The organism is Acidibrevibacterium sp. (genome assembly GCF_049965395.1).
Lineage (GTDB): Bacteria > Pseudomonadota > Alphaproteobacteria > Acetobacterales > Acetobacteraceae > Acidibrevibacterium > Acidibrevibacterium fodinaquatile.
On record NZ_JBMFWJ010000002.1, the window covers coordinates 127,904 to 140,983 of the forward strand.

Below are 13,080 nucleotides of genomic sequence, written 5' to 3' on the forward strand. Positions count from 1 at the left end.
GGAACCCGGGCCGCCGCATCGAAACGCGCCGGCTCAGGCCGCCATGCCGCGGAGAACGTAAGGGAGGATGCCGCCGTGGCGGCAATACGCGACCTCATCGGCGGTATCGACGCGGCAGAGCAGCACGACCTCGTCGGTCGTGCCGTTCGGGCGATGGATCTTGAGCGTCAGATCCATGCGCGGGCGAAGCGCATCAAGCCCGAGGAGATCGAAGGTTTCCTCACCCGTGAGCTTTAAGGCCTTGCGATCCATGCCGTCTTTGAAGGTGAGCGGCAGGACGCCCATGCCAACGAGATTGGAGCGATGGATGCGCTCGAAGCTCTCGGCGATGACGGCGCGGATGCCCAGCAGCATCGTCCCCTTCGCCGCCCAGTCACGCGAGGAGCCGGTGCCGTATTCCTTGCCGCCGAAAACCACGAGCGGCACGTTTTCCTTGGCATAGCGCATGGCGACATCATAAATCGGCGCCTGCTCGCCGGAGGGGAAATGCTTGCTATAGCCACCTTCAACGCCGGGCAGCATCTCGTTCTTGATGCGGATATTGGCGAAGGTGCCGCGCATCATCACCTCATGATTGCCGCGCCGCGCGCCATAGGAATTGAAATCCGCCTCACGCACCTGATGGGTCAGCAGATATTCGCCAGCGGGGGAGGATTTCTTGATGCTGCCGGCCGGGCTGATGTGATCGGTGGTGATGGAATCGCCGAAAATTGCCAGCGCGCGCGCGCCTTTGATGTCTGCAACGCCGGGCGGCGTCTTGCTAATGTCCTTGAAATAGGGCGGATTCTTGACATAGGTCGAACGGTCGTTCCAGCGATAGGTCGCCTCGTGCGCGGCGACCTTGATGCGCTGCCACTGTTCTGGCCCCTTGAAGACGTCACTATAGCGGGCGACGAATTTCTCCCGCGTCACATGCTGCGCGATCGCTTCGGCGATCTCCGCGTTGCTCGGCCAGACATCGCGGAGATGGACCGGCTTGCCATCTGACCCCGTCCCGAGTGGCGCCGTCGTGATATCGTCGCCGATCGTGCCGAGAAGGGCATAAGCGACCACCAGCGGCGGGCTTGCGAGGTAATTTGCGCGCACATTGGGATGCACGCGGCCCTCGAAATTGCGGTTGCCCGAGAGCACCGAGACCGCGACCAGCTTGTTGTCTTCGATCGCGTTGGCGATCGCGTCCTCGAGCGGGCCGGAATTGCCGATGCAGGTGGTGCAGCCATAGCCGACGGTGTTGAAGCCGAGCGCGTCGAGATCGGCGTCGAGCCCGGCGCTTTTGAGATATTCGGTGACCACCTGCGAGCCGGGCGCGAGCGAGGTTTTCACCCAGGGTTTTGGCGCAAGCCCGCGCGCACGGGCCTTGCGCGCAACCAGCCCGGCGGCGATCATCACCGCGGGATTGGAGGTGTTGGTGCAGCTGGTGATCGCGGCGATGACGACGTCGCCATGGCCGATCTCGTAATTCTTGCCGGCGACCTTGACCTTTTTGGCCGCCTGCTCGGCGCTCACGGCAAAATTCTTGACCAATTCCGCCGAAAACGCGCCGGCGGCCTTGTCGAGGGCGACCCGATCCTGCGGCCGCTTCGGCCCGGCGAGCGAGGGAACGACGCTGCCGAGATCAAGCTCCAGCGTGGTGGAGAATTTTGGCTCAGGCGCAGTCTCGTCGCGCCACATGTTTTGCGCCTTGAGATAGGCCTCGATGAGGGCGAGCCGGTGCGGATCGCGGCCAGTGAGACGCATGTAATCGAGCGTCACCCGGTCGATCGGAAAGAAGCCGCAGGTCGCGCCATATTCCGGCGCCATGTTGCCGATGGTGGCGCGATCGGCGAGCGGCAGATGATCGAGGGCAGGGCCGTAGAATTCGACGAATTTGCCGACCACGCCCTTTTTGCGCAGCATTTCGGTGACGGTGAGGACGAGATCGGTCGCCGTCATGCCCTCGCGGAGCCGGCCGGTGAGGCGAAAGCCGACGACATCGGGGATCAGCATCGCGATCGGCTGGCCGAGCATCGCCGCCTCGGCCTCGATGCCGCCAACCCCCCAGCCGAGCACGCCAAGCCCGTTGACCATCGTCGTGTGACTGTCAGTACCATAGAGCGTGTCGGGATAGGCGACATGTTTGCCCTCGGCCTCGGCGGTCCACACCCCTTGCGCGAGATATTCGAGATTGACCTGATGGCAGATGCCGGTGCCGGGCGGAACGACGCGGAAATTGCTGAACGCCTCCTGGCCCCAGCGGAGGAATTCATAGCGCTCGCCATTGCGCTCGAACTCGATCGCGACGTTGCGCGCAAGCGAGTCGGCACGGCCGGCGACATCGACCATCACCGAATGGTCGATCACGAGATCGACCGGCACCAGCGGGTTGACACGGGCGGGATCGCCGCCGAGCCGGGTGATGCCGTCGCGCATCGCCGCGAGATCGACGACGGCGGGAACCCCGGTGAAATCCTGCATCAGGATGCGCGCCGGGCGGAACGGCACCTCGCGCTCGGAATGGGCATTTTCCAGCCAGCCCGCGATCGCCTTGGCGTCATCGACGGTATAGGACTTGCCGTCCTCGAACCGGAGGATGTTTTCGAGCAGAATCTTGAGCGTGACCGGAAGCCGGGAGATGTCGCCAAGCGCTCGCGCCGCTTCGGGGAGGGAAAAATATTCGTAGGATTTTCCCTCTACCGTAAGCGTGCGGCGGGTTTTGAGGCTGTCCTGGCCGACCGTTTTCATGCGCTCTCGCTCCATTTGGCCACGTGCGGCGCCATTGCGCCACGGGCATGCGTTGCATGAGGCGCGGGCTTAGACCATACCCCGCGCAGCGACAAGCGGGGGCGGGCGCGGATGGCGGGCGAAGATGCACGGGACGAGGATCGGGCATGGCTGGAAGTCCGCCAGATCGCGGCGTTTCGTGGCGAACGGCTCGTGCTCGAGGGGGTGTCGTTTCGGCTTGACGCCGGTGGCGCGTTGCTGCTGCGCGGGGCGAATGGGGCCGGAAAATCGACATTGCTCCGCGTCCTCGCCGGCCTCATTCCGCCCGCCGCCGGAACGTTGCTCTGGCGCGGGGAGGATGCGCTCGCCGATCTTTCGTATCACGCCCGAAGGCTCGCCTATCTCGGCCATCAGGATGCGGTGAAGCCGGGGCTTTCGGTTGCCGAAAACCTTGCATTCTGGGCGCGCGGCGGCGGCGATGTCGGGGCGGCGCTGGCGGCGGTCCATCTCGCGCCGCTCGCCGATCTGCCGGCGCGCTTCCTCTCCGCCGGCCAGCGGCGAAGGCTCGCGATCGCGCGTCTGCTGCTTACCCGCGCACCGCTTTGGCTGCTCGATGAGCCTGGCAACGGCCTCGATGACGCCTCGCTCACCGCCCTCGGCGCGATTTCAGACCGGCATCGCGCCGCGGGCGGGATGGTGATCGCGGCGACGCATCACGATCTGCCATTTCCCAATTCATCCCAAGTTTTCCTTTCATGAAACTGTTTTTTCACCTCATTGTTCGAGAACTCCGCCTTTCGCTCCGCCACGGCGCCGACACGCTCGCGGCGTTGCTGTTCTTTTTCCTGGCCGGGACGCTGTTTCCGCTCGCAATCGGCCCGGCGCCCGAAGAACTCGCGCGGATCGCGCCCGGCATCGTCTGGGTCGCAGCCCTGCTTGCCGCCCTGCTGCCGCTCGACCGGCTGTTCGGCGCCGACTTCGAAGACGGCGCACTCGACCAGTGGCTGCTCTCCGGCCTCCCGGCCGCCGCCATCGCGCTCGCCAAGGCAACCGCGCATTGGCTGACGACCGGCCTGCCACTGCTGCTCGCCGCCGCACCGCTCGCGCTCATGCTCCGCGTGCGGACGGAAATTTTGCCGGTGCTGCTCGGCGGGCTATTGCCGGGGACGCTCGCGCTTTCACTTTTGGGGACGGCAGGGGCGGCGATCGTACTCGGGGCGCGGCGCGGCGGCGTCCTGCTGCCGCTTCTCGTCTTGCCGCTCGCCGTCCCGGTGCTGATTTTCGGCACTACCGCCGCCGCCGCCGCCGCCGTTCACCTGCCGGTGAGGCCGCATCTCCTGCTTTTGCTCGCAGTGCTCGCGGTGCTGCTTGCGCTCGCCCCGCTCGCCGCCGGGGCGGCCTTGCGCGCGGCGGCGGAGTAGGGAGAAAATACGCGAGAAAGACAGAAGAAAGATTGTTCTTTTTTGAAAAAAAGAACCAAAAAACTTCTATCTGCAAGGAGCTAAAAATGGATCTGGGATTGGCGGGTAAGAAAGCATTGATCACCGGGGCGAGCCGGGGGATCGGCCGTGCCATCGCCGGCGTTTTTGCCGCCGAGGGTTGCGCGCTCGCGCTCGCGAGCCGCGATCGCAGCGCACTCGAAGCCGCGGCGGCCGAGCTTCGCGCCGCGCACCCAGGGATCGTGATCACGATCCATCCCGCTGACCTCTCGCGCACCGCAGACCAAGAGGCGCTGGCGCGCGCCTGCCCCGAGATCGACATTCTGGTGAACAATGCCGGCGCCAACCCGCCCGGAACCCTCGCCGAGATCGATGACGCGACCTGGCGGGCGGCGTGGGATTTGAAAATGTTCGGCTTTATCAACCTCACGCGCGCCTGTTACGCCGGCATGGCGGCGCGCCGCGCCGGCGTCATCATCAACATCATCGGCGCCGCCGGCGAGCGGCTCAACGCCCATTACATCCTCGGCAGCACCGGCAATGCCGGGCTGATGGCCTTCACCCGGGCGCTCGGCAGCGCCTCGCCGGCGGATGGCGTTCGCGTCGTCGGCATCAATCCCGGCCTGACCGCGACCGAGCGCGCGACGATGCTGGTGGAAAGCTGGAGCCGCGCCGCCTTCGGAACCCCCGATCGCTGGCAGGAATTGCCGCAGGTCAAGACCCTTCCCTTCGGGCGCATGGCGGCGGCGCGGGAAGTCGCCGATCTCGCCGCCTTCCTTGCCTCTGAGCGAGCGGGCTATATCAGCGGCACCATCGTCACCATCGACGGCGGCGCCGCCAACCGACATTGACACCGCCGCGACAGGCCGCACTGGGACGGAAAATCTTAACCCGCCGGTCATTGCTTGCTGCCAAAATCGCCGCCTCAGTGCGAAGAGGTGATGGGCGGGGTGATCTCGCAGGCGATGGAGGAACGGGCGACGGGCGAGGGGGTGGCATCGCTCCCGGCTGAGCGCGCGCTATTGGAAGCGGTGCGGCGGGTGATGCGGCGGCCGTCGGGATGGCGGGCCTTGGTCGTGCATGTCTCGCGTTTGCCTGAACGCCGCCCCTATCACGGCCGCATCGCCCGCGCCCTGCTCGAAGAAGCCGCCTCCCGCGTCGACGGTCAGATCCACGCCCTTAGCAGCGGCGATCTCCTGCTCTTTTGCCGCGAGGATGCGCGGGCGCTGCGGGGCTTGGTTGCGGTCCTCGAGCGGCTGTTTCCGGAAAGTCTGGTCTCGCTTTGGTCGCTCGAAAACGAGGCGCTGAATCTCATCGCCTATGCCGCCGGCCGACTGAGCGAAGCCACGCATGTGTCATCGCCGGCGTCACTCGCCGAAAAATCTCCCGGCTTTGGCCGGCTACTCGACCCACCGCCGACGCCGACGCCCGACATGCCGCCGCTCGCCGCCTTGATGCGGCGCGAAAGTGGAATCCGCCTGGCGCGCGGCCGCATGACGCTTGCGTTCCGCAATTGGCGGCTCGACCCGGCATTTCTCGCGCGCTGGGACGCGGGCGGGACGGACGCCGATCCGGCGCTGCTCCGCCATCACCTCGGCAGTCTCGACGGCGATGTGCTGGCCGCCCTCATCGCCGCCGCGGGAACCGGGCTGCCGCTCGATCCGGTGCCTCATCGCGCGCAGTTTTCCGCCTGGGCCGGCGAAGCCCCGCCGCCGCTTCATCTCCATCTCTCGCTCGCCGGCGTGATGGCGGCGGATTTTCTGCCGCTCGCGAGTCTCTGCCGGGAGAACGGGGTTGCCTTAGCTGTCGTTCTCGCCTTCGAGGAGGCGTGCGCCGATCCCAAGACGCTGGAAGCGGCGCGGCGCGTCATCGCCACGTCCGGGGCGCTTTTCGCGCTCGATGGCATCCATGCCGAGACCTTTGCCTGCGCCGCTCCGGCGGCGCTCGGGCCCGATTTCCTGATTCTCGATCTCAGCCCGGCGCTCGCCGAACGGAGCGCGCGCGATGTTAGCCGCCTTCTTTATCCGCTCGGCGGCGATCAAATCGTGCTCCGCGGCGCCGATGACGAGGCCGCGCTCGCCTGGGGGGTGGCGCGCGGGATCTCCCTGTTCCAAGGCCGTCACGCCGCGGCGATGGCGGCGGCGGCGCGCATGCTCGCCTGTCCCTCGGCGCAAAATTGCTCTCTTGGTCAATGCATTACCCGCGCCGCCGCCGCCACGCCCGAAGGCCGCTTCGGCTGTGCCGAACCGGCTTTGCTCGATGGCGCGCGCCCGCCGCCGGAGCGAGAGGGCGGCAAGGCGTGAGCGCGTTCAATTTCTCCGCCTGGACCAGCACCGCGGACGCCGCCGACAGTCTCGCTGGCGTCGTGCAATCCTGCGTGACCACAGCGACCGAGCGCCAGGGGCTCATCCTTCGCCTCGATCTGCTGCCACCGTCTTGCGCCAAGCCGCATCATTTCCGCCTATTCCGCGCCGCCCTCGACCCGCTTTTGGAAGCCGATCGCGCCAGCGCCTTCCGCCTTGCGAACGAGGCGGTGGTGGTGGTCTGGCGCGGCCAGGGCGGCCATCTGCTCGATCGCGCTTTGACGGCGATCCGCCATCTTCTCGCCGATATGCCCGAGCGTCTGCCGGAATGGGAAAGGCTGGCCGAGATCTTCCGCCTTCCCGCGGCGGCCGAGATGCTGCTCCGCTTGATCGCCGAAAGCGAGCCCGCCTCGCGCGCCGGCGATCAGGCCCGCGGCGCCACCGCAGCGCACGGCGCGATCGATCCGGCCCTCCTGCCGCTCTTGGTGCGCAACTTGGTGCAGATCGATCTCTCCTCCTTCATCCGCCGCCGCCCGATCTCGCGGCTGGAAGAAAGCGGGCGGATGGCGCGGCAATGGGAGGAGAGGGGGCTCGCCTACGACGATCTCGCCGCCATGCTGGTGCCGGGACGAAGCCTAACCGCGGCACCTTGGCTGCTCCACTATCTCAACCGGATTCTTGACCGCCGACTCCTTACTTTGTTCACAGCCCCCGACGAACTTCGCGAGGCGCCGCCCTTCGCGCTCAATTTGCGCGTCGAGAGTATCTTGTCGGCGGAGTTCTTGCGCTTCGACCGGGCGCTGCCGGCGGCGCTGCGCGGCGAAGTGCTGCTCAACCTGCGGCCGGCGGATATCCTTGCCGATCCCGCGGCCTATCGCTTCGCGCGCGAATTCGCCCGCGCTCGCGGCTATCGGATCGTGCTCCGCGGCCTCACCCGTGCGCTTCTCTGTGCGTTTCCGCTCGGGCCGGAAGGGGTTGATCTGCTGCAATTCCGTTTCCAGCCGGCCTATGCCGAGGGCGGATTGCCGCGCGGCATTGATCCGCGGCGCCTCATTCTCGCCGGCGTCGATGGGCCGGCGGCGCTGAACTGGGGGCGGGCAGGGGGTATTACTCTGTTCAAGGGCAGCCTCGCCCGCCCCCTCGCGCCCGGGGTGACGCTCTGATGCGATTTTCGGCGGATCTCGGAGGGTCGGGGTAGGGGGCGCGCCTCAACGCCGATACTCGGCGTCGGTGACATGTTCCAGCCATTCGACCGCCGAGCCATCGCGCCGCTCCTGAATAGCGATATGGCTCATCGCCGTCGTTGGCGTCGCGCCGTGCCAGTGTTTCTCGCCAGGCGCAAACCAGACGACATCGCCGGGGCGGATTTCCTCGACCGCGCCCCCTTCGCACTGCGCCCAGCCGCAGCCGGCGGTCACGATCAGGGTCTGGCCAAACGGATGCGTGTGCCAGGCGGTGCGGGCACCCGGCTCGAACGTCACCAGGTTGCCGGCGGCCCGCGCCGGATCGGGCGCTGAAAACAGTGGGTCGATCCGCACCGAGCCGGTGAAATAGTCCGCCGGCCCCTTGCCCGAGGCCTGCGCGCCGGCGCGCTTGATCTCCATCGCGATCTCTCCTCGCCTAGGGGAACCGAACCGCCATCATCGCACGCCTGCGCAAATGATCAATTCTTTGCCCCCGGCCCTGGACAGTCGCCGGTCTCCGGGCCCACATCTTGCCGTGCGGCAGGAGTGCCGGCTGGAGGATGGAATAGGGTCGCATGAAACGCACGCTGACCATAGTTTTTCTTCTTGCGGTCATCGGCGTGATGACCGGGCTCGTTTCCTATTCGGTGACGATCTATCGCTTGTTCTGCCAGGTGACCGGGGCCGGCGGCACCACCCAGCGCGCCAGCGCCGATACCGGGCCGACGCTCGCGCGCACCGTCACGGTCTATTTCGACACCAATGTCGCGCCCGGGCTTCCCTGGCGCTTCGTTCCGCTGCAGCATTCGATCAAGGTTCATCTCGGCGAGCAGGCTCTGGTCTATTTCGAGGCGGAAAATCTCTCCGCGAGCGACATCGTGGGGCACGCGACGTTCAACGTGACGCCCGACAAGGTCGGGGTCTATTTCAAGAAAATCCAATGTTTTTGCTTCACCGAGGAACGCCTTGAAGCGCATAAGAAAGTCGACATGCCGGTGACATTTTTCGTCGATCCTCGCCTCGCCGCTGATCGCGGCACGGTGGATGTCGATGAAATTACTCTCTCTTACACGTTTTTCCGCTCCGCCCGGCCCGAGGGTGCCGATGATCTGGCGCGGTTCGGCCCTGTCGCCAGCGCGCAAAACGGCAAGACCTTGTTTGAGAGCCAATGCGCTGGCTGCCACGGAATCGACATTGCCCGCGCCGGCCCGCCGCTCGCGGGCATCGTCGGCCGAACGGCGGGGGCGGCGTCGGGCTATCCGTATTCGCTGGCGCTCGCGCAATCGGGCTTGGTGTGGTCAGAGACGACCCTCGACCGCTGGCTCGCCGGGCCGCAAACGCTGGTTCCCGGCGCCTTGATGCCGATGAGCGTTCCCGACGAATCGGCGCGGCGTGACATCATCGCCTATCTCAAGACCCTGGGCACGGCCCGCCAAAGTGAGGGAAGTGCTGCAAAGCCACCGCCAGGGTAAGCGCCGGAAGGCGCCCATTTTCCGCCATTCCGCGCCTCATAAAATCGTATAATTTATATTATGGAAAATATATTCATGACACGCTTGACCAAGCAGGTCCGGCTGGAGGATGGATTTGCCGAGCAAGCTTGGATCGAAAGGACCGCGCATGACCGATCACCACACCGCCGAGACCCCGATCCGCTTCGATCTCCTGACCGAAAATCCGGTCTATAAGCCGTTCCGCTACCCATGGGCCTATGACGCCTGGCTCACCCAGCAGCGCATCCACTGGCTGCCCGAGGAAGTGCCGCTCGCCGATGACGTGAAGGACTGGCACCGCAATCTCAGCGCCGGCGAGCGCCATCTGCTGACGCAGATTTTCCGCTTTTTCACGCAAGCGGATGTCGAGGTGAATAATTGCTACATGAAACACTACGCCCGGGTGTTCAAGCCGACGGAAGTCCTGATGATGCTGGCGGCATTCTCGAACACCGAGACCATCCATATCGCCGCCTATAGCCATCTCCTCGATACCATCGGCATGCCCGAGATCGAATATCAGGCTTTTTTGAAATATAAGGAAATGAAAGACAAATACGATTACATGCAGGGATTTAGAGTCGATAATAAATATCAGATCGCGCGCACGATGGCGGCTTTCGGTGCTTTTACGGAAGGGTTACAGCTTTTTGCTTCCTTTGCCATTTTGCTCAATTTCCCACGTTTTGGCAAAATGAAGGGCATGGGTCAGATCATTTCGTGGTCTGTGCGAGACGAGACGCTGCATTGCTTGTCCATCATCCGCCTGTTCCGTGATTTCGTCGCCGAAAATCCCGAAGTCTGGAACAGCGCGTTGAAGGCCGATTTGAACACGGTTTGCGCCACCATCGTCGCGCATGAGGACGCGTTTATCGATCTTGCGTTCGAGCAAGGCGCGGTCGAGGGGCTCGATGCGCCGACGGTCAAGCGCTATATCCGCTATATTGCCGATCGCCGGCTGACGCAGCTTGGCCTCGATCCCCTCTATACCGAGGCAAAAAACCCCCTCCCCTGGCTCGATGAGATGCTGAATGCGGTCGAACACGCCAATTTCTTCGAAAATCGCGCGACCGAATATAGCCGCGCCGCGACCACCGGAAGCTGGGAGGAAGCGTTTGCCGAACAGATCTCCCCGCTGGCGTGAGGCGGCTTGGGGGTTGGCGCGATCATGAAAGCGCCGTTACGCCTTATTCTCTCTGGGGTGTTGGTTGTGCTCGTGCTCGCCAGCGCGGTGCTTTGGCTCACCCGCCCCGAGCCCGGTGGCGGGTCGGGTGCTGCGATCGCACTGCCTGCCGGCACCAAGATCGGCGGCGCCTTCAGCCTCATCGACGATCAAAACCGCCCGGTCACCAATGAAACCTATCGTGGGCACTGGCTGCTGGTTTATTTCGGCTATACTTTTTGCCCCGATGTCTGCCCGACGACCTTGCAAACCATTGCCGACGCCCTTGATAAGTTAGGCAAGACCGGCGCTCAGATCACACCGCTTTTCATCACCGTCGATCCGGCGCGCGATACCCCTTCCGTGATGGCACGCTATGTCCATCAGTTCGACAGCCGGATCATCGGTCTCACCGGCACTGACGCGCAAATCGCCGAGGTCGCAAAAGCCTATCGGGTCTATTACGCCAAGGAAACGCCCAAGGACGGAACCGCTTATACCATGGACCATTCTTCGTTCATCTATCTCATGGATCCCGAAGGCCGCCTTGCCGCTTTGTTCGGGCCGCAGACCGCCGCGAAGGAACTCGCTGCGGCGATCGGACAAAAATTGGGACAAGACAAGTGACTCCAGACATGGTCTTATCGCCGCCGAGCGATGAGTCGGGGTTTTGGCAAACTTAGCGAAGGTGGCGGGCACGTCGTGAGCGAAAGTGAAAATGACAGCAAATCTGAAATCGGCCCGCCACGCTACAGCCGCCGGTTGTCGGACAAAATCCTGATCGCTTTCCACCATGCCTGCGATCAGGGCGACTACGAGATTGCCGAGAAGCTTCTTCACGTGCTCGAGCTGATGCTGACACGCCGCCCATCGCCGGCAGAGGGCAATCGCCGCCGCACCATCGAGAGCCTGGTTGCGGCGCATGAGCGGTTATGGATGCTCCGCCATCCCGAACACCGGCCGGAATAAGCCATCGGCGCGCGCCCCACTCCCTGCTTTGTCGTCTGGTGCCACTTGCCCGCTCGGGTGGAAAGCCTGAGAACAATACCAGTGCAACAGAGTGGGGCGATTCGGTCGTGCTGACCCTGCGGGTGATCCCTTGCCTCGACGTCAAGGATGGGCGCGTGGTGAAGGGCGTCAATTTCGTCTCGCTCCGCGATGCCGGCGATCCGGTGGAGCAGGCGGCGATCTATGACGCCGCCGGCGCCGATGAGCTGACTTTCCTCGACATCACCGCGAGCCACGAGAATCGCGACATTTTGCTCGACGTCGTCGCTCGCACCGCCGCGCGGGTGTTCCTGCCGCTCACCGTCGGCGGCGGGGTGCGGAGCGTCGAGGATATGCGCCGGCTCCTGCTCGCGGGCGCCGATAAATGCAGCATCAATTCCGCCGCCGTCCAGCGGCCGGAGCTGGTCGCGGAGGCGGCGCGGAAATTTGGCAGCCAATGCGTCGTCGTCGCGGTGGACGCGAAAGAGACCGCCCCCGAGCGCTGGGAGGTGTTCACCCATGGCGGGCGCCGCGCGACTGGGATTGACGCGATCGGCTGGTGCGCGCGCATGGCATCCCTCGGCGCCGGTGAGATTCTATTGACCAGCATGGATCGCGACGGCACCGGAAAAGGCTTCGATATCCCCCTGCTGCGCCGGGTTTGCGCCGCCGTCAGGGTGCCGGTGGTGGCCTCGGGCGGGGTGGGCGAACTCAGCCATTTCGTCGCCGGGGCCGCCGCCGGGGCGACTGGCTTGCTGGCCGCGAGTGTTTTTCATTTTGGCACGTTCCGCGTCCAGGAGGTCAAGGACGCCCTTGCTGCCGCCGGTTTTCCGGTGCGCAACCCCCGCGTGATGCCCTGAGAGTTTGCAATATGGCCAAGCCGGTCAAGAAGAAATCCGCGAAATCGACGAAGAGCTCGAAAATCAAGTCGCCCGCCGACAAACGCCGCCGCGCGTCCGCCGCGCCGGCGTTGATGCCGCCGCCGCCGCTCGCCCTTGGTTTGAGCGCGACCGTGCTCGATCGTCTCTATGGCGTCATTCAGAGCCGCCGCGACGCCGATCCGGGGACCAGCCATTCCGCGCGTTTGCTGTCGCGCGGGGTTGCCAAGGTCGCACAGAAATTCGGTGAGGAAGCAATCGAGTGCCTGATCGAGGCGGTGGGCGGCGAGCGCGCCGCGCTGATCGCCGAAAGCGCCGACGTCCTCTATCATCTCCTCGTGCTCTGGGTCGCGAGCGGGGTGCATTCGGAGCAGGTCTGGGCAGAATTGCAGCGCCGCGAGGGGATCAGCGGCATCGCCGAAAAAGCGTCGCGCGGCAGCGAGGGGCGGAGTCTGCCGCTTGCCTTCGGCGTGCAGACGACGAAAATCCCCTGAGCACCACGCACCAGGTGCGCAACACACGCCAGGTGGAGAAAGACGATGCCGGTGAGCGGTCTTGGCCCCTATGATGATGGCAACATCTTCGCGCGCATCCTGCGTGGCGAAGTCCCCTGCCAGAAGGTTTACGAAGACGCCTTCGCCCTCGCGTTTCACGACATCGCGCCGCAGGCGCCCGTGCATGTGCTGGTGATTCCGAAGGGCCGTTTCGTCTCCTTCGCGGATTTTTCCGCCAATGCCGACGCGGCGATGATCGCCGGGTTTTTCCGCGCCGTCGGCGCCGTCACCCGGCAATTGGGGTTGGAGGCGGAGGGATATCGCCTGCTCGCCAATATGGGTGTCGCGAGCGGCCAGGAAGTGCCGCATTTTCATGTCCATCTCTTCGCCGGAAAGCCGCTCGGGCGGATGCTGGTGGCGCCGGCTGCCGGGGAATAGAA

14 protein-coding genes are annotated in these 13,080 nt (G+C 64.9%); 12 read left to right on the plus strand and 2 right to left on the minus strand.

Annotation, left to right across the window (positions count from 1 at the left end; translation table 11 throughout):
• Window positions 1-33: 33 nt before the first annotated feature.
• A complete protein-coding gene (gene acnA, locus ACP5M5_RS01575) occupies window positions 34-2,721 on the minus strand; it encodes an aconitate hydratase AcnA (protein ID WP_427935080.1) in 2,688 nt (895 codons plus the stop codon).
• A gap of 111 nt (window positions 2,722-2,832) precedes the next feature.
• Between acnA and ccmA the strand changes: the two genes are divergently transcribed.
• The 5 genes from ccmA (at window position 2,833) to ACP5M5_RS01600 (ending at window position 7,605) form a co-directional block, all read left to right on the plus strand.
• Complete coding sequence (gene ccmA / locus ACP5M5_RS01580; protein WP_427935081.1) at window positions 2,833-3,459, plus strand: heme ABC exporter ATP-binding protein CcmA; 627 nt, start codon at window positions 2,833-2,835, stop codon at window positions 3,457-3,459.
• On the plus strand, window positions 3,456-4,121 hold the full coding sequence (ccmB, locus tag ACP5M5_RS01585) for a heme exporter protein CcmB (RefSeq protein WP_427935082.1): 666 nt from the start codon (window positions 3,456-3,458) through the stop codon (window positions 4,119-4,121). The genes ccmA and ccmB overlap by 4 nt, the downstream gene beginning before the upstream one ends.
• Window positions 4,122-4,207: 86 nt before the next feature.
• The gene (locus tag ACP5M5_RS01590) at window positions 4,208-4,990 is read left to right on the plus strand and encodes a short-chain dehydrogenase/reductase (RefSeq protein ID WP_427935083.1); all 783 of its coding nucleotides are present in this window, start codon (window positions 4,208-4,210) and stop codon (window positions 4,988-4,990) included.
• A gap of 90 nt (window positions 4,991-5,080) precedes the next feature.
• Entirely contained in the window at window positions 5,081-6,442 is a 1,362-nt protein-coding gene (locus tag ACP5M5_RS01595) for a hypothetical protein (RefSeq protein WP_427935085.1), read from the plus strand.
• Window positions 6,439-7,605 carry a hypothetical protein gene (locus tag ACP5M5_RS01600; protein ID WP_427935086.1) on the plus strand — a complete coding sequence of 389 codons (1,167 nt, stop codon included), beginning with the start codon at window positions 6,439-6,441 and terminating at the stop codon, window positions 7,603-7,605. Before ACP5M5_RS01595 ends, ACP5M5_RS01600 begins: the two co-directional genes overlap by 4 nt.
• Before the next feature lie 45 nt (window positions 7,606-7,650).
• Here the strand turns inward: ACP5M5_RS01600 and ACP5M5_RS01605 are convergent, their stop codons facing one another.
• A complete protein-coding gene (locus ACP5M5_RS01605) occupies window positions 7,651-8,046 on the minus strand; it encodes a (R)-mandelonitrile lyase (RefSeq protein WP_427935087.1) in 396 nt (131 codons plus the stop codon).
• A gap of 155 nt (window positions 8,047-8,201) precedes the next feature.
• Between ACP5M5_RS01605 and ACP5M5_RS01610 the strand changes: the two genes are divergently transcribed.
• From ACP5M5_RS01610 to ACP5M5_RS01640, 7 genes are all read left to right on the plus strand, one after another.
• Window positions 8,202-9,098: a cytochrome c oxidase assembly protein gene (locus tag ACP5M5_RS01610; protein WP_427935088.1), complete on the plus strand. Its 897-nt coding sequence runs from the start codon at window positions 8,202-8,204 to the stop codon at window positions 9,096-9,098.
• A 148-nt stretch (window positions 9,099-9,246) separates the two neighbouring features.
• Window positions 9,247-10,263 carry a ribonucleotide-diphosphate reductase subunit beta gene (locus ACP5M5_RS01615; protein ID WP_427935089.1) on the plus strand — a complete coding sequence of 339 codons (1,017 nt, stop codon included), beginning with the start codon at window positions 9,247-9,249 and terminating at the stop codon, window positions 10,261-10,263.
• A 24-nt stretch (window positions 10,264-10,287) separates the two neighbouring features.
• Entirely contained in the window at window positions 10,288-10,908 is a 621-nt protein-coding gene (locus ACP5M5_RS01620) for an SCO family protein (RefSeq protein WP_427935091.1), read from the plus strand.
• Window positions 10,909-10,983: 75 nt separating this feature from the next.
• On the plus strand, window positions 10,984-11,250 hold the full coding sequence (locus ACP5M5_RS01625) for a hypothetical protein (protein ID WP_274965508.1): 267 nt from the start codon (window positions 10,984-10,986) through the stop codon (window positions 11,248-11,250).
• Window positions 11,251-11,357: 107 nt separating this feature from the next.
• Complete coding sequence (gene hisF / locus ACP5M5_RS01630) at window positions 11,358-12,128, plus strand: imidazole glycerol phosphate synthase subunit HisF (RefSeq protein ID WP_427935092.1); 771 nt, start codon at window positions 11,358-11,360, stop codon at window positions 12,126-12,128.
• A gap of 11 nt (window positions 12,129-12,139) precedes the next feature.
• Window positions 12,140-12,640 carry a phosphoribosyl-ATP diphosphatase gene (locus ACP5M5_RS01635; protein WP_427935093.1) on the plus strand — a complete coding sequence of 167 codons (501 nt, stop codon included), beginning with the start codon at window positions 12,140-12,142 and terminating at the stop codon, window positions 12,638-12,640.
• 45 nt (window positions 12,641-12,685) lie between these two features.
• A complete protein-coding gene (locus tag ACP5M5_RS01640; RefSeq protein ID WP_114912184.1) occupies window positions 12,686-13,078 on the plus strand; it encodes a histidine triad nucleotide-binding protein in 393 nt (130 codons plus the stop codon).
• Window positions 13,079-13,080 lie beyond the last annotated feature (2 nt).